This is a genomic window from Capnocytophaga sp. H4358 (assembly GCF_002302515.1).
Classification (GTDB): Bacteria; Bacteroidota; Bacteroidia; order Flavobacteriales; family Flavobacteriaceae; genus Capnocytophaga; species Capnocytophaga canis.
This window is the reverse complement of record NZ_CP022380.1, coordinates 1,636,451-1,657,716: the sequence shown is the minus strand read 5'-3', so window position 1 is coordinate 1,657,716 and position 21,266 is coordinate 1,636,451. Positions and strand designations below refer to the sequence as shown.

At 34.9% G+C, this 21,266-nt stretch carries 16 protein-coding genes and 1 tRNA gene; 6 read left to right on the top strand and 11 right to left on the bottom strand.

Annotated elements, in window-relative coordinates; all coding sequences use genetic code 11:
* Positions 1–48: 48 nt before the first annotated feature.
* Positions 49–2,505, top strand: coding sequence for a M1 family metallopeptidase (locus CGC49_RS07035; RefSeq protein WP_095912237.1), 2,457 nt, complete (start codon positions 49–51; stop codon positions 2,503–2,505).
* A 322-nt stretch (positions 2,506–2,827) separates the two neighbouring features.
* Here the strand turns inward: CGC49_RS07035 and CGC49_RS07030 are convergent, their stop codons facing one another.
* The 10 genes from CGC49_RS07030 to CGC49_RS06980 form a co-directional block, all read right to left on the bottom strand.
* Complete coding sequence (locus CGC49_RS07030; RefSeq protein WP_095894058.1) at positions 2,828–3,718, bottom strand: IS1595 family transposase; 891 nt, start codon at positions 3,716–3,718, stop codon at positions 2,828–2,830.
* 35 nt (positions 3,719–3,753) lie between these two features.
* Positions 3,754–5,892, bottom strand: coding sequence for an AAA family ATPase (locus CGC49_RS07025; RefSeq protein ID WP_095912236.1), 2,139 nt, complete (start codon positions 5,890–5,892; stop codon positions 3,754–3,756).
* A gap of 468 nt (positions 5,893–6,360) precedes the next feature.
* Positions 6,361–8,145, bottom strand: coding sequence for an ABC transporter ATP-binding protein (locus CGC49_RS07015; protein WP_095893842.1), 1,785 nt, complete (start codon positions 8,143–8,145; stop codon positions 6,361–6,363).
* A gap of 35 nt (positions 8,146–8,180) precedes the next feature.
* Positions 8,181–9,185 carry a DNA polymerase III subunit delta gene (gene holA / locus CGC49_RS07010; RefSeq protein ID WP_095912235.1) on the bottom strand — a complete coding sequence of 335 codons (1,005 nt, stop codon included), beginning with the start codon at positions 9,183–9,185 and terminating at the stop codon, positions 8,181–8,183.
* 149 nt (positions 9,186–9,334) lie between these two features.
* Complete coding sequence (groL, locus tag CGC49_RS07005) at positions 9,335–10,972, bottom strand: chaperonin GroEL (RefSeq protein WP_042010526.1); 1,638 nt, start codon at positions 10,970–10,972, stop codon at positions 9,335–9,337.
* Positions 10,973–11,024: 52 nt separating this feature from the next.
* A complete protein-coding gene (locus CGC49_RS07000; RefSeq protein ID WP_095912234.1) occupies positions 11,025–11,378 on the bottom strand; it encodes a four helix bundle protein in 354 nt (117 codons plus the stop codon).
* A 50-nt stretch (positions 11,379–11,428) separates the two neighbouring features.
* The gene (groES, locus tag CGC49_RS06995; RefSeq protein ID WP_095893841.1) at positions 11,429–11,707 is read right to left on the bottom strand and encodes a co-chaperone GroES; all 279 of its coding nucleotides are present in this window, start codon (positions 11,705–11,707) and stop codon (positions 11,429–11,431) included.
* Positions 11,708–11,916: 209 nt separating this feature from the next.
* Positions 11,917–12,267, bottom strand: coding sequence for a preprotein translocase subunit SecG (gene secG, locus CGC49_RS06990; protein WP_042010518.1), 351 nt, complete (start codon positions 12,265–12,267; stop codon positions 11,917–11,919).
* Positions 12,268–12,270: 3 nt separating this feature from the next.
* Entirely contained in the window at positions 12,271–13,212 is a 942-nt protein-coding gene (locus tag CGC49_RS06985; RefSeq protein ID WP_095912233.1) for a hypothetical protein, read from the bottom strand.
* Between the two features lie 4 nt (positions 13,213–13,216).
* The gene (locus tag CGC49_RS06980) at positions 13,217–13,711 is read right to left on the bottom strand and encodes an LptE family protein (protein ID WP_042010513.1); all 495 of its coding nucleotides are present in this window, start codon (positions 13,709–13,711) and stop codon (positions 13,217–13,219) included.
* Between the two features lie 153 nt (positions 13,712–13,864).
* Here CGC49_RS06980 and CGC49_RS06975 point away from each other — a divergent pair, with 153 nt between their 5' ends.
* The 4 genes from CGC49_RS06975 (at position 13,865) to CGC49_RS06960 (ending at position 17,639) form a co-directional block, all read left to right on the top strand.
* A complete protein-coding gene (locus tag CGC49_RS06975; RefSeq protein ID WP_052458194.1) occupies positions 13,865–15,142 on the top strand; it encodes a murein hydrolase activator EnvC in 1,278 nt (425 codons plus the stop codon).
* Positions 15,143–15,146: 4 nt separating this feature from the next.
* The gene (locus tag CGC49_RS06970; RefSeq protein ID WP_232745164.1) at positions 15,147–16,097 is read left to right on the top strand and encodes a YihY/virulence factor BrkB family protein; all 951 of its coding nucleotides are present in this window, start codon (positions 15,147–15,149) and stop codon (positions 16,095–16,097) included.
* Positions 16,098–16,221: 124 nt separating this feature from the next.
* On the top strand, positions 16,222–17,484 hold the full coding sequence (locus CGC49_RS06965) for a 3-deoxy-D-manno-octulosonic acid transferase (RefSeq protein WP_095912232.1): 1,263 nt from the start codon (positions 16,222–16,224) through the stop codon (positions 17,482–17,484).
* 81 nt (positions 17,485–17,565) lie between these two features.
* Positions 17,566–17,639 (top strand) — tRNA-Asn (locus CGC49_RS06960).
* A 527-nt stretch (positions 17,640–18,166) separates the two neighbouring features.
* Here the strand turns inward: CGC49_RS06960 and CGC49_RS06955 are convergent.
* Positions 18,167–19,006 carry a hypothetical protein gene (locus CGC49_RS06955; protein ID WP_042344692.1) on the bottom strand — a complete coding sequence of 280 codons (840 nt, stop codon included), beginning with the start codon at positions 19,004–19,006 and terminating at the stop codon, positions 18,167–18,169.
* 143 nt (positions 19,007–19,149) lie between these two features.
* Here CGC49_RS06955 and CGC49_RS06950 point away from each other — a divergent pair, with 143 nt between their 5' ends.
* Entirely contained in the window at positions 19,150–21,192 is a 2,043-nt protein-coding gene (locus CGC49_RS06950) for an HD family phosphohydrolase (protein WP_095912231.1), read from the top strand.
* The last annotated feature ends 74 nt before the right edge of the window (positions 21,193–21,266 follow it).

Genomic DNA, 21,266 nt, shown 5'->3' with positions numbered 1-21,266 from the left:
TTACAAAAATGATAAAACATGTTATATTTGCAAAAAAATAAATGAAATATGAAACATCTTGCCTTTGTACTCCTTTTAGTAGGACTTTCTCAGACTTTTGCCCAAACCGATACTTCGGGGAGAACTCTTCACCGAGCAACTCCCGAAATGAAAACCAAACTCCAACACACCAAACTGAAAGTAGGCTTTAACTTTGAGAATCAAACCCTAAATGGTGAGGAATGGCTCACGGCTTCGCCTTATTTTTATGCCACCGATAGCCTGATTTTAGATGCCAAATCAATGCTCATCCACGAGGTAAAACTCAATGACCAACCGCTGAAATATGCCTATGAAAACGATTTTCTGAAAATAAAATTGGATAAAATCTATCAGAAAAACGAAAACTACACCGTGTACATTCGCTATACGGCACAGCCTGAAAAAGCCATTGAAAAAGAGGGAGCAAGAAGTGATGCCAAAGGGTTGTATTTCATCAATCCGAAAGGCGAAATTCCCAATGTGCCTACCCAAATTTGGACACAGGGGCAGAGCGAATCTTCATCGTGCTGGTTTCCTACCATCGACCGACCCAACCAAAAAACCACACAAGAAATTTATATGACCGTTCCTGATAAGTTCGTAACGCTGTCCAACGGCGTATTAAAATCATCTATAAAAGAAGTAAATCACTTACGCACAGACCATTGGGTGATGGACAAACCTCACGCTCCGTATCTGTTTTTTATGGGCGTGGGTGATTTTGCCGTAGTGAAAGACACCCCGTGGCGAGGCACCATTCCCGTGGATTATTATGTGGAAAAAGAATACGAATCGGTCGCCAAAAAAATCTTTGGTCATACGGCGGAAATGATGGAATTTTACTCTAAAAAATTCGGTTATGATTTTCCTTGGCAGAAATACGCCCAAATGGTGGTTCGTGATTTTGTGGCAGGGGCAATGGAAAATACTACAGCCGTAAGCCACGCCGAATCTGCCCATCAATCGAGCGAGGTTTTAGCAGATGAAAATCATTGGGAAGCCATCATCGCCCACGAAATGGGACATCATTGGTTCGGAAACTTGGTAACCACCGAGAGCTGGGCAAACCTCACCATCAACGAATCTTTTGCCAATTATGCCGAATATCTGTGGTTCGAGTACAAATACGGAAAAGATGCAGCCGACTATCATCTTAATGATAAAATAGAACAATACCGCCACCGCTCAACGGATTTTCTGAAAAATCTGGTGCGTTTTGGGTACGATGATAAGGAAGATATGTTCGATTTGGTGTCGTACAACAAAGGCGGTGCAATTCTGCATATGCTTCGCGATTATTTGGGCGATGAGGCTTTTTTTCAAGGAATTACAGATTTTTTAAAAACCTATGAATTTGGCACAGGAGAAGCCCATCAGCTAAGACTTTCCTTTGAAAAAGTCAGCGGAAAAGACCTCAATTGGTTTTTCAATCAGTGGTTTTTCTCTCACGGACATCCTTTGGTAACCATTGAAAAAAATTACGATGCAAAGACGCAAAAAGTCCATCTGAAAATCATTCAAAATCAAGAGGAAGACCTCCTTTTTGAATTTCCTTTGGAAGTGGATATTTATGAAAACGGGACTTACCACCGACACCAAGTTTGGGTAAAAGCTCAAAAGGAAAACGAATTTTATTTTTCGGCGAAGAAAAACCCTAATTTGGTGAATATCAATCCGAGAGGTGTTCTTATTTTGGTAGAAGAATCGTACAAAACTCCTGCCGAATATACTTTTCAGTACCAACACGCCAAAGATTTCAAAAGCAGATGGCAAGCAGTAGAATTTGCAGAAGAAAATCAGGATAATCCATTGCTAATGAAAGCGATAAAAGACCCTTTCTATCAAGTTCGAATTAAAGCATTGAATGCTTTGGCAGGTCAGAAATTGAGCAAAAAAGAATTTGCCGAGATAGAAAAAATTGCCAAAACCGACCCAAAAAATTTGGTAAAATCGGCAGCAATGTGGACTTTGGCAGCGACCCAAAACCGAAAATATTTACCTGTTTTCGAAAACGCTTTGGGCGTACATTCGGCAGCCATACAAAATGCAGCACTCAACGGCATCGGCAAAATAGACCCTACACGAGCTAAAAACTTCCTATTAAAATCCGCTCCCGAAAATTTCACTTCCGACCAATTGGTTTGGGTATTTTCCGTAATCGTGGACAACAAAATGGAGAAATATTTACCGAAAGTGCTTCCGTACATCATTTATTATCCGTTCATAGAAAAGGACAACCCGAAACAAGCTGAAATTTTCCGCAAGGGCTACCTGTGGGCAATGAGTTTAGACGATAAGGCTTTGGTAGAAATCATTGCCAAATCTTTCAGAGCGGCGGCTCCGTATTCCGACAAAGGTTCAGAAGCCAACAAAGCCACCATCAGAGTTCTAGACGAGGGCATCGCCGCCAAACGAAAACTCAGTCCAACTGCCTCCGTGCAACAACAAATACAGCTATTGGAAGAAGTAAAAGCCTTGTTTTAATCGGGAAAAATTCCTTTAGTAGGGCTTTTGAAACGGGTTTAAAGCAACTTTAAACCAAGTAAAATAATTCAATGGAGCAATATCAAGTTTTGAGGTGTTGCTCCTTTTTTTGATTTTTCTTCACTTGAATAAGCTGTAATTGGTAATGTTTCATCAAAGGAAAGACCAATTTTTATGAATGAGGTTCTTCTACTTCTTTTGCACTATTTTGTCATTTTTTTGTAATGTTCCTCATAACCTGCAACTTTAAATAGTTCAGCAAAAGCATCTTTGAAATCCTGATAATTGAACTCTTTTATATCAAAGATATTGAGTTCCACACTTAACTACATATCAAATTCCGGTGATGAACAGGTTTCTTCTCAATCATTCGTTTGATGAGATTATTGAATATATTATCTTTCGATTGAGAACGGTTAATTCGGTATGAAAATTCAGCCAAATATCTATCCATATTGAAATCTGAAACTCGACAATAAATCGTTCTCAACCAACTTTTTACTTGGTGTATTATGGTATGTAAAATAGGGAAATTCTTCCCTTTATTACTCGGTATTTGTTTGATATTGAAATCTTTAATAGGTCTGTAACCTTTCCAATCATCAGTGGTCACTTGGGCGGATTTATCAATATGTTTATCAAAAATTGTCCGTAATGATTTGGCAGAATAATCTTCTATTTTATTAGCATAGAATCGTTTAACCTTCCCATCATCAGTTAGTTCTATGGCACAAACAATCTTTTTTTTCTTTGAATCGTAACTCCTACCTTGTTTGCCATCTTCTTTCCCTCCCACAGTAAACTCGTCCACTTGAACTTGACCATTCATTTTATGTAATTCATTGGATTTCATTGCTTCACGAACTTTGTGCATAAACAATCGAGCCGTATTTTCGGTAATTCCATAACGAACAGACATTTGTAAAGCTGATAGGTTTTTAGTGGTTGCACACATCTCAAAACAAATAAAAAAAGCCTTACGAAGCCCGAATTTTACTTTGTGAAAAAGTGTTCCTGCCGTAGGGCTTTCCGTATCAGAACAAATGTTACAAGTTCTTGAAAAATCCTTGCGGATTTGGCTTTTTGTATGCCCACATTTACGACAAACAAAGCCTTTTTCCCACTTCCAATGAGCTAAATATTCTTCACAATCTAAGTCGGTTTTGAAGCGTTCAGTGAACTCTAAAAGATTTTGACCGTTAAAAATTTCCATAACTACCTGATTTTATGAACTGCAAATATATGAAATTATATGAGGAACTCAACAAAGATATTTTGTCCTAACGAATGGGACTCTCTATTTATATACCTATAAAACGCCTGAAATCTATTATCTTTCAATGGTTCTTGTAGGAAAAAGTTATTCAAGTCTTTTTTTTCAACAAAGTTGAAGAAATATTCAATTATGTTTCTCATACAGTTAGCTATCAATGCGGGATGTTGAGATTCATCTTTTATGATATACCAATAGGCTTGGTAGTCATTTTGAATTTCTTCATATTTCATAGTAACAAACGAACTACCATCTTCGTTTTTTGAAAGACGAAAAAGGCTTTGTGTTTCCTTTCTTTCATCGTGTTTGGTTTCAGTAATTTCATAAAAGAAATACAAACTATGAGTTAGGATAAATATCTGTTCGTATTTAAATTCCCATTGAGTAATTTTCTCTCCTGTTTCCTTATCTTTTATTGTTTTTTTCTTTCCAAAAAATTCGTTTTTGATTAATCTCCCAATGTTGAAGACATAAATATGTGAAAGACTCGAAATTGGATCATCAATTACTATGATTTTCTTTTTTTCTATCTCTGTTGCCTCTTTTTTACCTCTACATAATTCAAGAAAATATAGGAAGCTAATAATCATTTTTTCTCCTTCACTTAAAGAACGAAAAATACCATTTTCATTCTCTCCTCTAACTATTTTATACCGATTATCAGAATGTTTTTTTATCTCAAAATCAGTAATTCCTAAATCAATTAAACCATTTTTTATGTTTTTGATGGCTTCGTCAATATTCACAGTTTGCTTTTGTTGCTCTGAAATAATTGTATTTTGAAAAGTAATTTTATCTGTAATATCTTTTAATTCTGAACTTAAGGTATCCGTCTTATTTTTTGAAATTATTTTATCATTTTTGAAAGAACTGATGGTTTGATCATAATTCCAACGCATTATTTCCCAAAAATCTGTTCTTATTTTCTCTCTTACAGCTGTTATTTGTTCTATATTTTTATTATGCTCATCAATAAGTGAATTGATTTTTTGAATAATTGCGTTTAATTCCTGAAGTGCTTTTTCAGAACTATTAAGCACTATAGGAACACTTGGTGTTTTTATTTTATTCTCAATTTGCTTTTTATTATCCTCCAGTATTTTTGAAAAAGCGTTGTATTTAATTTCGAAGTCTTTTTTGTATTCTTCAAATTTTGGATTAGTTTCAAATGTAGCTTTGTTTGGAATTGATAAAATTCCATTTGAATATTCTTCTAAAAATGTATTTAGATAATTTATGTCTGCCTCGTAAGAAGCATCAAAATAGTTTTTAATATTTTCTATCAATTCATTTGAAATGGTTTTTTCCTGACAAAACGGACAAATAGAATTTTCTTGTATTTGTTTTTCAGGTAAGTACTGTAAACCTGATTTAATCCAATCAGCATTTCCCAGTTGTTTAATCAGTTCTGAAATTGAGCTGTTTTCATTACCTACGATCTGTTTGCTAAGCAATTTTTCTGTTTCTATATTTTGTGGAGAAAATGTTATCTGAGGTAAATTTGAGTATTTTTGAGCATTATCCCCAGATATTGACTGTAATTTATTCTTTAAATCGTCAATACTTTTTGTTGGTTTTATCGTTGGTTTGGACAAGCTAATAATATGTTCAAATAGATTATCTTTCGAACCCTTATATCCCCCTAAACAAAATTCTAAGACTCTATCACCACCGCTATAATCTGTTTTGATTTTCCAAATCGTATTTTTAGCCGTTTCGTACTTCTGAGCGATTTCTTTTTCTTCATTACTAAGTTCCTTTTCTTTTTCGGTCTTTTGATTTTTAAGTTTTTCAATCTCTTTTCGAGCATCAGAAATTTTGGTTTCCGCCTCCTTATTCTCTTCTGAAAGCGTAAAAATTCCTTTTAGATTTTCCACTTCAAAAAAATTATCTTGAATAAAAGATTGATTGTAAACAAGTATTTCGTGATTTTCTCCTAATCCCTCAATTGAACAATTTTTGTACTCTTCATCTGTTTTTTTGTACAAATAGTCTGATAATGTACTTTTTCCTGTACCATTCAAGCCATAAATAAGGTTTATCTTTTTGTCTGTTTCTAAAACTGTAGGCTTTTTATAGCTTGCTACTTTGTCTATGCTTATTTTAGTTATCATTTTAAATTTCTTAAGTATGAAAAAACAAAATGCTTCTTAATATAATTTTGCGAAAATAGAAAAAATTCATAAAGAATACTTTTTCTTAATTCATTTTCTTCACCCTACTCATCCAATATTTACTCATTCCGAGCACTGAGGCAGTTCGGAACCAAGGCTTGTATATAATCGATAAATTTTTCCATTGTTATAATCTGTGAAATTGAGGTTTCAGCAAAAGTAAAGTGTTTTTGTTACATACTGAAATATTTAATCTCTTGATTCCAAAACCATTCAAAACTTGATACCTTTGCAAAAAAAAACAGCTAATCAAAAATGAATCTCCATACGATTTTTACGGAAAACTTTTCCTTGGAAAAGGAAATCGTAATCCCAAGAGGAGCGTTTTTAAAAACGCCCGATACGAAAGACACGCATATTTATCTTGTAAAAGAAAGGAGTTTGAAAATCGGATATTTTGTGAGCAAACTAATGCAAAAAGTTCCTCTTTTGACTCTCTATTGGGGCATCGCGAAACTGTACCTCGTACAAATTTCGGTAGTATCCGTTTTCGAGTTTCAAAAGTTCGTCATGTTTACCCATTTCTACGATTTTTCCTTTATCGAGTACAATGATTTTGTCTGCTTTTTTCACTGTTGTTAATCGGTGAGCGATGATGATGGAAGTACGTCCTTGAGTGATTTTTTCTGTGGCTTCCTGTATCAGTCTTTCGGAATGTGAATCGACGGATGAGGTGGCTTCATCAAGGATAAGTATCTGAGGTTTATTTACATAGGCACGAAGAAAGGCGATGAGTTGTCGCTGTCCTGCCGAAAGCATGGTACCTCGTTCTTTGACGTTATAGTGGTAGCCGTTTGGCAATTGCATAAAGAAATCATGTACTCCAATGCTCTTTGCAGCTTCGATTACTTCTGCTTCCGTGATATTCGTATTTCCGAGGGTAATATTGTTCAAAATACTGTCCGCAAATAGCAGTACATCTTGTAGTACGACTGCAATATGACTACGCAACGATGTTAACTGAACATCCTTTATGTTTGTATTATCAATATAGATTGCCCCTGCTTTAATATCATAAAATCGATTTAACAGATTGATAATCGTACTTTTACCTGCTCCCGTAGCCCCGACGATAGCAATGGTTTCACCTTGTTGCACCTCAAAACTGATTCCATGCAAAATTTCCTCTCCTTCAACATATTCAAAGTATACATCTTCAAAACGTATTTGCCCTTTAACTTCTGTAAGAATTGTAGTACCATTAACTTCACTGTCTTGTGTCGATTCCAAAATTGCAAACACACGTTGCGATGCTATGATTCCCATCTGCAAGGTATTGAACTTATCGGCAATATGTCGCAACGGACGAAAAAGCATCTGTGTCAGTTGAATGAATAAGAAAATAGTCCCTAAATCAAAAGTACGTTCAGTAACAGCGTTATAACCTCCATACCATACAATTAACGCAATGGTTACGGATACCGCCAAATCCCCAACAGGAAAGAAAATAGAGTTGTACCAAATGGTTCGTAACCACGCTTTTTTATGTTTTTCGTTGATGGCTTTGAACTTATCTAACTCGACTCCTTCTTGGGAAAATAATTGCAATATTTTGATTCCTGAAATACGTTCCTGCACGAACGAATTCAGATTTGCCACCTCTTTCCGCACTTCCACAAAGGCTGATTTCATCGATTTTTGAAACCAACGTGTCATGTATAAAATGAAAGGCATTGTAACAAAAGATATGAGTGCTAATCGCCAATCAATCACAAACATAACTACTGAAATCACTACCATTTTCAGCAGATCACTCACAATTTCAAACAACCCTGAGCTAAAAACCTCACCGATACGTTCCGTGTCATTCACCGTACGAGTAACCAACACTCCTACCGATGATTTATCATAGTATTTCATTTTGAAACCCAGCAAGTGAGCAAACAATTTTTTACGAATATCACGAATAACGGATTGTCCTGTCCAATTAGCAAAATAAGAAAATAAAAACTGAATGAACACCTCTAAAAGTAGTAGTCCTAATAAAATATAAGTAACAACCAACAATCCTTCATAATTTTTAGCCGTAATATAGTCATCAATAGCTATTTTTATCATATACGGTTGGGCAGCAGAAAGTATTGATGCCATTATGGCAAAAAGAGCTACAAGAAAAAACGTAAGACGGTAAGGTTTTACAAATTGATATAATTGTATTAAAGTTTGTTTATTATTTTGATGTATTTTTGACATTTTCTTACTTCATTTAAGAAATCATATTAAATAAGTTATCTTAAAATTTTGATTACAAGCTCTTTAAGTAAATCAGATTGTGACATGTTTACCGAACCAACTCCTTTACTTTTCATATCAATTTCTCGCAACTTTTCAATGATTCCACTGACAGTTTTCATTGGATAGTTCCGAGCAGCAATGTGATATTCTTTCACAAAATATGGGTTTTTACCGAGAACCTTTGCCACATTTTGGTCAGATTGATCCGTAAGTCCGTGATAAGCTAGTAATTCTTGAAAAAAAGTATAGAGTGTTCCAAGTGTAACCACAATTGGGTTATCTTTCGGATTATCAGCAAAGTAGTTAATAATACGCATGGTTTTCAACTCATCACGCTCACCTAAAGCTCTACGAAGTTCAAAATTGTTAAAATCCTTACTGATTCCTATATTTTTTTCAATTATCTCAGGAGTAATTTCTGAGTTTTGTGGTACAATGATAGTTAACTTATCCAATTCATTAGCTATACGACTCAAATCGGTTCCTAAAAATTCCACCAACATTTGAGTTGCTTTGGGTTGTATTGTATATTTTTTTTCTTTTAACACTTCTGAAATCCAAGGAATTACGTCTTTTTCATAAAGTTTTTTACTCTCAAGAAGCACACCGTTTTTTGCTAAACTCTTAACAAGTTTTTTGCGTTTATCCAAAGTTTTGTACTTGTAGCACATTACTAAAACCGTAGTAGGTGTACAATTCTCAACATAAGGAACCAAATCTTCAATAGAATTCCCTAAATTTTGAGCTTCTTTAACTATTATTACCTGATGAGAAGCCATCATTGGGAAGCGTTTGGCATTATTCACAATATCGCTTACCGACACATCTTGCCCATAGAGTATCATTTGATTAAACCCCTTTTCATCTTCCGATAGTACGTTGTTTTCGATATAGTTAGCAATTTCATCGATGAAATAGGGCTCATCTCCCATTAGGAAATAAATAGGGGCAATCTGTCCTTTTTTTATATTTGCGATAATGGATTTAGATTCTTTCATTTGTAGATAAATAGTAGAGTGCAAAGATAGTGAAAACTTCTTCGCAAACCCTCGCTGATTTCTAAAAATGTATATTAGGCTTCTAACAAAACAAAAAGGCCAACAAACAAAAGTTGTTAGCCTTTTTTATTATTCTTTCAAACTAATGATTACATCATTCCAGGCATTCCTCCGCCCATTGGTGGCATTCCTGCTCCTGCTTTCTCATCTTTTATATCAACCAAAGCACATTCAGTTGTTAAAATCATTCCTGCTACAGAAGCTGCATTTTCCAACGCTACGCGAGTTACTTTTTTAGGGTCAATGATTCCTGCTTTGAACATATCAGCGTATTGATCTGTTTTGGCATTATATCCAAATGTGTCACGCGATGATTCCGTCACTTTAGCTACAACTACTGAACCTTCAACACCGGCATTTTCCACAATCGTTCTCAATGGAGCTTCCAATGATTTTGCTACTATTTGGATTCCTGTTGCTTCATCTGCATTCACAGGTTTAAGTTTTGCTAAAACAGATTTTGCACGAAGTAAAGCAATTCCTCCACCAGCTACGATACCTTCTTCAACAGCAGCACGAGTTGCGTGAAGAGCATCATCAACGCGGTCTTTTTTCTCTTTCATCTCTACTTCCGAAGCAGCACCAACGTAAAGAACAGCTACACCTCCAGAAAGTTTTGCTAAACGCTCTTGCAATTTTTCACGGTCATAATCAGAAGTTGTTACTTCAATTTGAGCTTTAATCTGATTTACACGAGCTTTTATTTGTTCAGCATCACCAGCTCCATTTACAACAGTTGTATTATCTTTGTCGATAGAAACTTTTTCTGCTGTACCAAGCATATCGATAGTTGCATTTTCAAGAGTAAATCCTCTTTCTTCAGCGATAACTGTTCCTCCTGTTAAGATAGCGATATCTTCCAACATTGCTTTTCTTCTGTCACCAAATCCAGGAGCTTTTACAGCTGCAATGCGAAGTGTACCTCTCAATTTATTAACTACCAATGTAGCTAAAGCCTCTCCGTCAATGTCTTCTGCAATGATTAACAACGGCTTACCTGATTGAGCAACAGGCTCTAACACAGGAAGTAAGTCTTTCATTGTGGAGATTTTCTTATCGTACAATAAGATGTAAGGTCTGTCCAATTCAGCAACCATTTTCTCTGAATCTGTCACGAAGTAAGGAGATAAATATCCTCTATCGAACTGCATTCCTTCCACCACATCTACGTAAGTGTCAGTACCTTTAGCCTCTTCAACAGTGATAACACCTTCTTTTCCTACTTTTTCGAAAGCAGCAGCAATCAACTCACCGATAGTATCGTCGTTGTTTGCTGAAATAGATGCTACTTGACGAATTTTCTCAGAAGAAGAGCCAACTTCTTTGGCTTGTTTTGCTAAATTCTCAACGATTTTTGTAACAGCTTTGTCAATTCCGCGTTTCAAATCCATCGGGTTTGCACCAGCAGCAACGTTTTTCAAACCTTCTTTAACGATGGCTTGAGCCAAAACAGTGGCAGTAGTAGTTCCGTCACCTGCCAAATCATTGGTTTTTGAAGCAACTTCTTTTACCATTTGAGCTCCCATATTTTCAAGAGCATCTTCTAGCTCAACTTCTTTTGCTACAGTTACACCATCTTTGGTAATATGAGGAGAACCAAATGATTTACTGATAATTACATTTCTTCCTTTCGGACCTAAAGTAACTTTTACTGCGTTTGCTAATGCGTCAACGCCACGTTTTAAGCCTTCGCGGGCTTCTATATCAAATTTTATTTCTTTTGCCATTTTTATTTCTTTGCTTTTAGCGGTTAGCTTTTGGCCATTAGCTTTCCGCAGATTATTTTATTAATTTATTACGTAATGATACTAATTGTTTTTTGATTAAGATTAAGTCATTATTCAAGATTTCAAAATTATCTTGGCTGATGTAACCCAAATCCTTTGCTAATAACAATTGATTTTCAGCTTCATTTGATGAACCAAGAGCAATATTGATAAAAATTGCGAATTCTTTTTCGGAAACTCTGCCCGCTCCTTCCGATATGTTATACGAAATGGATGCAAAAGATCTTCTTATTTGTGAAGTGAGTCCAAAAATTTCTTCTTTTGGAAAGTTTTTAGTGACTTGATAAATATTTAAAACCAAGCTGTGGCTTAACTGCCAAACTACAAATTTTTTGAAATCTCTCATTTTATTTTGGTTCTTGCTAATAGCTAAAAGCCAACAGCCAACAGCAATGTTTAAATCACTGCCAAAACATCATTCTCTCTCATAATGAGATAATCTTTCCCTTCTAATTTAAGTTCAGTTCCTGCATATTTACCATAAAGGACTACATCTCCTACTTTCAAGGTAATAGGATTGTCTTTTGTTCCTGCTCCTACCGCAACCACAGTACCTTTTTGTGGTTTTTCTTTTGCAGTGTCAGGAATGATAATACCTGATGCCGTAGTGGTCTCAGCTACCGCTGGTTCAATGACAACTCGGTCAGCCAACGGTCGAATATTTACTTTTGCCATATTTTTATATTATTTTTGTGTTTAAATTTTATTTGCTTAAAGTCAGAAAGTATGCCAAATTAAAATATACTGACATAAAGTCAGTTTACTGCCCAAAACATTCCTCTCTTGATATTTTATTCAACTTCCTTAAATTCTGAGAAAAATCCGAAAAGCACCTTACAAAAATGCGAGGTGCTTGTAAAATAGATAAGACTTTTATACTTCTTTTAGTTCGCTGTTTCAGAAGTAGTTCCCGGTTGCTCTGAGCTGTTAGCAGGGGCATTCAAGATGTTATTTTCAATCGGAGCTCCGTCTAATAATCTTGAATCAGAATCTGTTCCTGTTTTGGACTGTAACAAAGTGTTAGCAATCAAAATCAAAGCTGCCAAAAGCGTTGCAAAAGTCCAAGTACTACGCTCTAAAAAGTCACCTGTTTTTTTAACTCCTCCAACTACTTGTGTGTTACCACCAAATGTTGAAGAAAGTCCCCCTCCTTTTGGATTTTGAACCATAATAACCAATCCAAGTAGCAAACATACTACTACGATAAGAACTAAAAAAATGTTGAATGCTGTCATTTTTTATAAATTATTTTGTTGTAAATTTTTTATTTTTTGTATTTGGGCTGCAAAGTAAGCACTTTTTTCTGGATTTTTCAAAATTAATATTTCATAAGCCTGAATTGCTAACTTAAATTTTCGCTGATTTACGTAAACCTGAGCTAATGTTTCGGTCATCAGTTGCTGTGGATCACTCTTAACTTCATCAGCTAAATTCACGTTTGACACATAATCTTTTGACGGCTCTATTTTAGGATTATTTTCCAAAAATTTGTCAATGAGACGAAACTTTTCTGCTATCTTATCCTCCTTATTTTCAATCTGTTTGTCATGATCTCGTTGCAAAACCTCGTTTTCTTCGGAAATTTGCTCTATCCACTTAGGAATAGACTCAAATGGCTTGCCCGTTTGTTTGTTTTGTTCTTCTTGAGATGAAGTTGTTTTAGCCTCTTGCTTGGGGACGAAGGTTGGATTAAAATCTTCCATTTTCCCAAATGGATTTGCAAAATTTTGATCTTGCTTTTCATTTTTTGGAATTTGAGGCATAAAATTCGGCACATGTGAGAATCCTTCTTGTCGCTTTGGAGGATTCATTGACTGTGGCTGTTGTGGTAAAATCACTGGTTGAGACAGCGGAATTTCTTGTTGTGAGGGCTTAACTATCGATTGTGGCTGCTCAATTCTACGTTCAAACAATTGCCTTGTAAATTCTTGAATTTGAGTGTTTTTGTCTGTTGAATGAATAAAATCATATAAAATGGAACGGTCCAACACGTGAACCGATGCTAATTTTAGTGCTTTGGAATAACGGTAATCTCCTTGTGTATGCAACAACTTCAGTTGCAACATTCGAGCCGCTTGAAAAAATGGATATTCCTGCACGATGTTATCTAACTCGTGTGCTTGCCGTTCATTAATGGTATGCGGATTTTTTAATATTTCAACAAACTCTTTGACAGTCATTGCGTTACCAATCTGCTAATGAGGCGTTAAAGATATCCTGAGTGATACGTTCAAAAATTTCAGGGATGGCTGTTCCTTTTACGGCACTGAGTTGACTATTCCCTGGATAGTCATAGTAATGAGAAAAACGTTTTTCAAAATCTTTATTCTCTTCGGTGTTGTTTGTGAAACGCACATTAACCGAAATTGTCAATCGGTTTTGGGCTGCTGTTTGTTGAGCTGTTGCCGTCATTGGGGCAATACTGAAATCAATAATTTCGCCCTCGTAAACCAAATCAGCATTCCGATCGGTCAAAGACAAATTGGTCTGATTGTTAATCAAATCCTGTAGTGCAATAGTGAAATCCCTATCTAAGCCAGGCTCTACAATGGGAGCATCATTACGAAAAAAATTCACTTGAAAGGTTTTCGCGTTTCCAGTACTACCTCCCGTAAAATTGTAAATTCCACAGCTAACCATGGCTGTTAGACACAGGGCAAATATCAAAAACTTTCTCATCAATCTACCTAAATAAGTTTCGCAAGGTACACCTTTTTTTTAAATTACACAAGATGTGATGCAAAAAATAGGCGCAAAAAATAAGGATTCATAGTGTTTGTTTTACTTTTTGTTGTATTTTTGCAACTAACAATTATTCCTGAATACAAATCCATGTCACTTCAAAAACATACAACCTTATTTGTTCGTCTTCTGCAAAAAGTGTTTTTTTTGTTGTTTTTCGTTTTATTTTCACTTGGAGGAACGGCTCAAAATAAACAGAAAGAGTTGGAAGAACGCAAAAAAGCACTCATTGAACAGATAAAACAGATGTCTGTACTGCGTTCACAACAGGCAAAACAGCATAAATCGACCGTTTTGCAGATTGAAGAAACCAATGAAAAAATCCAGATGCGCTCACGCCTTATTCAAATTACACAACAACAGGCAAATTTACTGTCGAAAGAAATTGATGAAAACGAAAAACAATTGGGCTCACTCAAAAAAGATTTGGATTTTCACAAATCAGAATACGCTAAACTCATCGAACAATCGTACAAAAGCAAATCCTCTCAAAATCGATTGATGTTTTTATTATCGTCGGAAAGCTTTTGGCAGGGATACAAACGTTTATCCTACATGAAGCAATATGTGGATTATCGGAAGAAACAGGTTTTTCTCATTCAAGACAAGTCGAAAAGAATCAAGGAAGTAAACCAAAAATTGGTTTCGCAACACCAAGAGAAAAAGGTAGTTTTGGAGGAAAATCGGCAAGAACAACAAACCCTTAAAGGTGAAAAAAAACAACTAGAGGAGTTAGCAACAACCATACGCAAAAAAGAGCGTGATTATGAAAAACAAATCCGAGAAAAACAAAAACAAGCTGATGCAATTGACCGAGAAATTCAACGATTAATTCGCCTAGCCATTATCGAAGCAAATCGAAAAGAGCGAGAGCGATTGGCAAAAAACAACAAAAACGCGAAATCTTCATCAGAAAACGCGGTTTTTATGCTTACACCTGAATCAAAAAAAGTTGCTGATAGTTTTGAGGCTAATAAAGGAAATTTGATTTGGCCTGTGGTGAAAGGATATAAATCACAAGGCTTCGGGGAGTATAGCGACCCTGTGTACCCAAGTTTGAAACACTACAATAATGGGGTAACCATAGCTACTGAACCTGGGGCTGAAGCAAGGGTAGTCTTTGAAGGTGAAGTGTCTGCTATTCAGTCTATTCCAGGAAGTAATAAAGTGGTACAGGTACGACACGGAAATTATATAACCATCTATTATAACCTAACTGATGTATATGTAAAAAAAGGAGATAAAGTCAAAGCTCGTGATTTTTTAGGAAAAATATTCACCGACAAAAACGGAAAAACGGAAATGAAATTCTTCCTTTATAAAAATACAACTCGTTTAAATCCAGAATTTTGGATACATAAAATGTAAGAAAATGATAAAAAGAATTGTAAATAGAATTACTAATAATCCTTTTATTAAACTATTAAAAACTTCGGGAATGGAATTCATGGATGATAATTGCCTCAAATTGAGTGCATCACTGTCCTATTCTACCATATTTGCATTGCCCTCATTAGCTATTTTGTTAATCTCTTCCGTAGGACTGTTTCATGATTCCAGAGAGGTTTCGGATGAATTCTTCCTACAGATAGCCAATTTGGTAGGCGAAAAATCGGCAGAGCAAATACAAGAAGTCATATTAAACATGAACTTTGATGGGTCAAATCAAATTGCTTATTGGGTAAGTATTGGAACTCTGTTGTTTACCGCATCAGCTGTTTTTGCGGAAATTCAAAGTTCTATCAACTATATTTGGGAACTAAAGGCTAAACCTAAAAAAGGAATAATCAGATTCATTATCAATCGATTACTTTCTTTTGCCATGATTGGAGCCTTAGGGTTTGTACTATTAGTGAGCTTGATTATCAATACGGTCATCGACCTCCTATCTAGGCAACTTGTTAGATTATTTTCTGAAAATACGGTTTATATTGCTCAACTAATTAATGTTGGTATCGTATTTTTGATCGTGACAATCATCTTTAGCTTTATATTCAAAACACTCCCCGATGGAAAACTAAAGTGGAAAGATACGTTTATCGGCGCAGCTTTCACTTCTGTTTTGTTTATGTTGGGTAAATTCATTATTGGAAATTATTTGGTAAATACAGCTAAATTAGACGTTTACGGGGCTGCAGGTTCAATTTTAGTATTGTTGCTTTGGGTTTATTACTCAGCAATGATTCTCTATTTTGGAGCTGTTTTCACGAAAAACTACTCCGAGCAGTACGGAACTCCTATTGAGCCAAGCAATTACTCTGTACGAGTAATCATAAAAACGGAGGAAGTTACCTATGCAAAAGAGAAAAATAAATCAGCCTAAGGAAAATGACTTGAAGATTATCTTACCTTCTGCAATTGATCTGTGCATTTATTTTTTTTATAATCGGATGCTTTTGGGAGAAATGAGCCTTTCAAAGTCGGAAAAGTAAAATATTAAAAAAAACATGGTTATTTTATATACAATAAGTATCTACTTTTTAGGATTTATTTTGCATATAGTAGCATTGTTTAATCCCAAAATACGCCTCTTTATCAATGGAAGAAAGGATGTTTTTGACATATTACAGTCAAAAATAGCTAAAAATCAGGATTATGTATGGGTTCATGTTGCCTCTCTTGGTGAGTTTGAGCAAGGATTGCCTGTGATTAAAGAACTCCGAAAACATTATAAGATTGTGGTGACTTTCTTTTCTCCTTCAGGTTATGAAGTACGGAAGAATAGTCCTGAAGCTGATGTGATTGTCTATTTACCATTGGACACACCTCGGAATACAAGAAAATTCATAGATATTATACAGCCCAAGATGGCTGTCTTCGTGAAATATGAGTTCTGGTATCACTATCTTATTACTCTGAAAAAGAGGAATGTACCTACTTTCTTATTGTCAGGAATATTCCGTGAAAAGCAGATTTTTTTCAAGCCTTACGGTGGCATGATGCGCAATGCACTACATTGCTTTAGCCATTTTTTTGTACAAAATCAAAAATCAAAACAATTATTACAATCGATTGGTTTTAAAAATATTACAGTTAGTGGAGATACACGATTTGACCGAGTTACTGAAATTCTACATCGAGATAATCACTTGGATTTCATTGAAAAATTTGTAGGTAACTCCCTCTGCGTGGTATTTGGCAGCTCTTGGGAAGAGGACGAAAGTATCTATGTGGATATAATCAACTCAGGCAAGGAAAACGTAAAATATATCATAGCACCTCATGATATACATACTGAAAAAATTAATGCTTTACGAGAAAAAATACACCTGAAAAGCGTTTTGTTCTCTGAGAAAAAAGACTTTAACACATCTGATTTTCAAGTGTATATTCTAGATACGGTGGGTATTCTAACCAAGGTGTATAGCTATGCAGATATTGCTTATGTGGGAGGGGGTATGGGCAACAGTGGTCTGCATAATGTTTTAGAACCTGCTGTGTTTGGAATTCCAGTCATCATCGGGAAGAATTATGAAAAGTTTAATGAAGCTAAAAAATTGGTTGAAAAAGGTGGAGTCATTTCTGTAGATAGTAGTAAAAAACTCCAAAAAGTATTATTCTCACTAATTGATTCTCCCATTAGACGAGCTGAGATAGGAAATATTAATAGAACATACATCCAAAATCAAAGTGGAGCAACTCAAAAGTTTATGAATTTCGTTAAAAAAACATATGTAAATCAGATAGTTATAAAAATTAACACTTTTTAAGATTGATTTTTTTTGATTATTTGTTGCAGAAATCAAAATTTGTTGTACCTTTGCAATCGCAAATCAGAAATGAAAACAAATTCCTCCTTAGCTCAGTTGGTTAGAGCATCTGACTGTTAATCAGAGGGTCACTGGTTCAAGTCCAGTAGGGGGAGCAAAGAAAATCAAGCACTTACAGAAATGTAAGTGCTTTTTTTATTTTTTCGTGTGAAATACAGACGTGTTTGTCTAAAAAACTATTTTCAAAAGGACGTAATTTGCTTGTTTTGAAAGAGGTTGTAAACTTCCAAAACTAAGCCTAGAATAGGCTATACGCATACATAATGTCCAACGTTTTTCAGTGTCTTTCAACGTCTTGTGACCCCGTTTTTCTCTTCTTTAATAATGCTTACAATCCCAAAAATAGTTTTTCGGCTTATGCAAGACATTTTTCAGCGAACACTTCTCAATTCTATAAAATTCTTCTTCAAAAAGAATTGATGTTTTCAAAAAACATAAATAAATTATAGCGGTTTTATTCGGATTCTTTTCAAGTCATTTTCTTTTAAATGAAAACCTTTATGCTAAGTGATATTTTTTTATTTCAAAGAGAATTTGCTCCGATGTAGGAGTGTCGTGATAAGTGATTTCTTTCAAATAAAATCCGAAAATAAGTGAGTTTTCTCATTGCTGAGAAGAATTTTTACTGTACTTTCTCTCTTTGAGGAGAATCTTTATCTTTTAGGAAAACAATATTTCTCATTCCCACAAATTCGTATGTAGTTCTTGATTTTAGGTGATACAACTCAATGGTTTGGTCATTAATTACTCGTAGTTCAAAAACCTCTGTATCGCGACCGTACAGCAAAATCAATCGTTTAACATCTTTAAAGTTAGTACTTTCAATGCGGTATGTTCCAAATCCGATTAAGTTACTGTTGTAAAGCGAATGTTTAGTTTCAAAGGCATATGCTCCTTTATTATTAAAAAAGAATAAAAAGTTTTCTTGATCAAACGGATTTTCTAATCCCTGCACACTAGTATGTGATTTTTGCCAAAATTCATACTCTTGCAGAAAATATGCGATATTATCGAAAAATAATTGATTGTAGTCAAATTTAGCTTTTCGGTAGCCGATCAATCGATATACTGCATCGGAATCCAAATCAATCAGATCAATTTCATTGGAAGATATTTGTACTACTTTGAAGTGGAAAACACCATCTCTGTCGTGCGAAATGGTCAGATGATCACCCGAAGTATTGTAACGACCAATCCTAAGACCATAGCCGTTCCCTATAGTGCCTAATCCTACCAAATTGTTATTTGCAGTCACTTCCGTGTTGTAGTGAAATGTCATTGTAAAGGCACGGCTAAGCATCGGAATACGAGCATTACCCATTGTTTGATTAATATCAATATGCCACAAATCAAATGAATGTAAAAACTCATGCAAATGTAGTCTATTGTCGTATTTGTCGTCCACAGAGCAACTTGACAGAGTTAGTAACATTAAAATAGGTATGATGAATATTTTTTTCATATCACAACGTATTAAGTAATTCTTTCTTAAATCGTTATATCAATAGGTATGCCAAAGTTGGAGGTGATTATTTTTTTTACAGTTCGCAAATCTATCATTTTTTTCGTATATTTGCCTATTACAATTCTATTTTTCATTACATTATGAAACAGTTTCGTTTTGCATTATCCTTGCGGAAATCAACTATATTTAAAACTTTCCTCTTTTTGGTGGCCTTAATTTTAATTGTCCAAGTGTTTCCAAAAAAAGCTAAATTTAAATATGAATTCCAGAAAGGTAAGCCATGGCAACATGAAACGCTCTACGCTCCATTTGATTTCTCTTTGAAGAAATCGGACGAACAAATCACAGCTGAAAAACGTGCAATAGAAGAGAAATCTGTGGTTTACTATAAAAAGGACACCACTGTTTCCCAAATTTCACAAGTAAAATTTGATGACAGAAAAAATCAGTACTTCCGGAATATTTCACAAGAGAAAAAAGAGAAGTTATTCAGCAAAGGTGCGGATTTTTTGAAATTTGCATATCAAAATGGAGTAATGATTTCTTCAGAATATGTCAAAGGAAGCAACCTAACGATGATTCAGCACAATAATGAAGTTTGTGAGTTGCCGATTGAACAGGTATTCTTTTTGGATGAATTAAATGCCAAAATCCGTGATTTTTTTGAAGAGAATGAATACGCTAATTTTACAGATGCATATTATGATTTATTTTTCGAAGTTCTGCAACCCGATATTAAAATTGATCAGAATTTCACACAAAAAGCCTTGGAGGAAAACCTTAAAGAAATTGTTTATACACGTGGATGGATAAAACAAGGTCAACTTATTATCGCCAAAGGAGAAATGATTGAGGGTGAAAAACTGAATGCTCTTAATTCGTTACAAGCTGAATATCAGTCAGAAAACTGGAATCAAAGCAACTACTATTGGTCGTTACTTGGCTATTATGTTTTGGTTGGGATGGTACTATTTCTAATGGGATTGTATTTGCGAATTTATGAACGCAAAATATTCAAGAACAACACTAAAATTTCAGTAATTCTGTTTAGTGTGTTGTCAATAATTTTGTTGGTAAGTTTCATCGCTCATCGGTTTCCAGACTACATTTATTTGGTACCTGTAGGGATTATTGTGCTGATTCTCAAGTCATTTTTTGATTTGAGAACGGTTATTTTTGTTTTTATAGTTACTGTTTTACTATTGGGCTTTGTTGCTCCAAATAGTTTCCAATTTATTGTAATTCAGATTATTGCAGCATTAACAATTATTATTACCCCAAAAGGACTACATTACCGATTGAATAGTTTTGTGTCGGCAGCTCTCATAACGGGAACCTATTTGATAACTTATATTGCTTTTCATTTTATCACAGAAGGAAGTTATCAGAATATAGACATTTCTTTGCTTACACTCTTTATTCTCAATGGGATAGGAATTCTTTTTTCCCAACCATTGACCTACATTTATGAAAAAGTATTTGGATTAGTGTCCGATGTTTCACTCTTAGAGTTGAGCGACACCAATTCCAAATTGTTACGAGAACTTTCCGACAAAGCACCGGGAACTTTTCAACATTCGATGCAAGTAGCCAATTTAGCTGAAGCCGCCGCAGCCAAGATTGGAGGTAACACTCTATTGGTTCGTGTAGGAGCATTATATCATGACATAGGAAAGATGCTAAATCCAATTTATTTTATTGAAAATCAAAAAACAAGCATTAATCCACATGATAAGTTATCTCCTTTGCAAAGTGCAAAAATTATTATTAATCACGTAACTGATGGTGTGGAATTAGCCCGAAAAAATAAACTACCAAAGCGAGTGATTGATTTCATACGTTCGCACCACGGAACAACACTCACGTACTATTTTTATAAAAAGGAACAAGAGCTGAATCCAGATTGTCAAGAAGCAGATTTTAGATATCCCGGTCCAGCTCCTTTTTCAAAGGAAACCGCTATTTTAATGATGGCAGATTCTGTTGAGGCTGCTACAAAAAGTCTCAAAAATCCAACTTACCAAATGATAGACGAGTTTGTAGATAAAATCATTAAAAAGCAATTGGATGAAAATCAGTTTGCTAACGCAGATATTACACTTAGAGAAATCGAAAAGGTAAAGCAAGTCTTTAAAAATAAATTAACGAACATTTATCACGTTCGAATCGCTTACCCAGAGTAGAAAGATTGTATCTCTTAGGAAATTTAGTAAACAAAAACGTTATTTGTATTTTTTTCAGGTAAGAACATTTTATT

Bases quoted from the DNA above. Each gene is read 5' to 3' on its own strand.
- CGC49_RS07030 (WP_095894058.1), bottom strand. From the start codon at position 3,718: ATGGAAATTTTTAACGGTCAAAATCTTTTAGAGTTCACTGAACGCTTC.
- groL (WP_042010526.1), bottom strand. From the start codon at position 10,972: ATGGCAAAAGAAATAAAATTTGATATAGAAGCCCGCGAAGGCTTAAAA.
- holA (WP_095912235.1), bottom strand. From the start codon at position 9,185: ATGAAAGAATCTAAATCCATTATCGCAAATATAAAAAAAGGACAGATT.
- CGC49_RS06975 (WP_052458194.1), top strand. From the start codon at position 13,865: ATGTCACTTCAAAAACATACAACCTTATTTGTTCGTCTTCTGCAAAAA.
- CGC49_RS07025 (WP_095912236.1), bottom strand. From the start codon at position 5,892: ATGATAACTAAAATAAGCATAGACAAAGTAGCAAGCTATAAAAAGCCT.
- CGC49_RS06950 (WP_095912231.1), top strand. From the start codon at position 19,150: ATGAAACAGTTTCGTTTTGCATTATCCTTGCGGAAATCAACTATATTT.
- CGC49_RS06955 (WP_042344692.1), bottom strand. From the start codon at position 19,006: ATGAAAAAAATATTCATCATACCTATTTTAATGTTACTAACTCTGTCA.
- groES (WP_095893841.1), bottom strand. From the start codon at position 11,707: ATGGCAAAAGTAAATATTCGACCGTTGGCTGACCGAGTTGTCATTGAA.
- secG (WP_042010518.1), bottom strand. From the start codon at position 12,267: ATGACAGCATTCAACATTTTTTTAGTTCTTATCGTAGTAGTATGTTTG.
- CGC49_RS07015 (WP_095893842.1), bottom strand. From the start codon at position 8,145: ATGTCAAAAATACATCAAAATAATAAACAAACTTTAATACAATTATAT.
- CGC49_RS06980 (WP_042010513.1), bottom strand. From the start codon at position 13,711: ATGAGAAAGTTTTTGATATTTGCCCTGTGTCTAACAGCCATGGTTAGC.
- CGC49_RS06985 (WP_095912233.1), bottom strand. From the start codon at position 13,212: ATGACTGTCAAAGAGTTTGTTGAAATATTAAAAAATCCGCATACCATT.
- CGC49_RS06970 (WP_232745164.1), top strand. From the start codon at position 15,147: ATGATAAAAAGAATTGTAAATAGAATTACTAATAATCCTTTTATTAAA.
- CGC49_RS06965 (WP_095912232.1), top strand. From the start codon at position 16,222: ATGGTTATTTTATATACAATAAGTATCTACTTTTTAGGATTTATTTTG.
- CGC49_RS07035 (WP_095912237.1), top strand. From the start codon at position 49: ATGAAACATCTTGCCTTTGTACTCCTTTTAGTAGGACTTTCTCAGACT.
- CGC49_RS07000 (WP_095912234.1), bottom strand. From the start codon at position 11,378: ATGAGAGATTTCAAAAAATTTGTAGTTTGGCAGTTAAGCCACAGCTTG.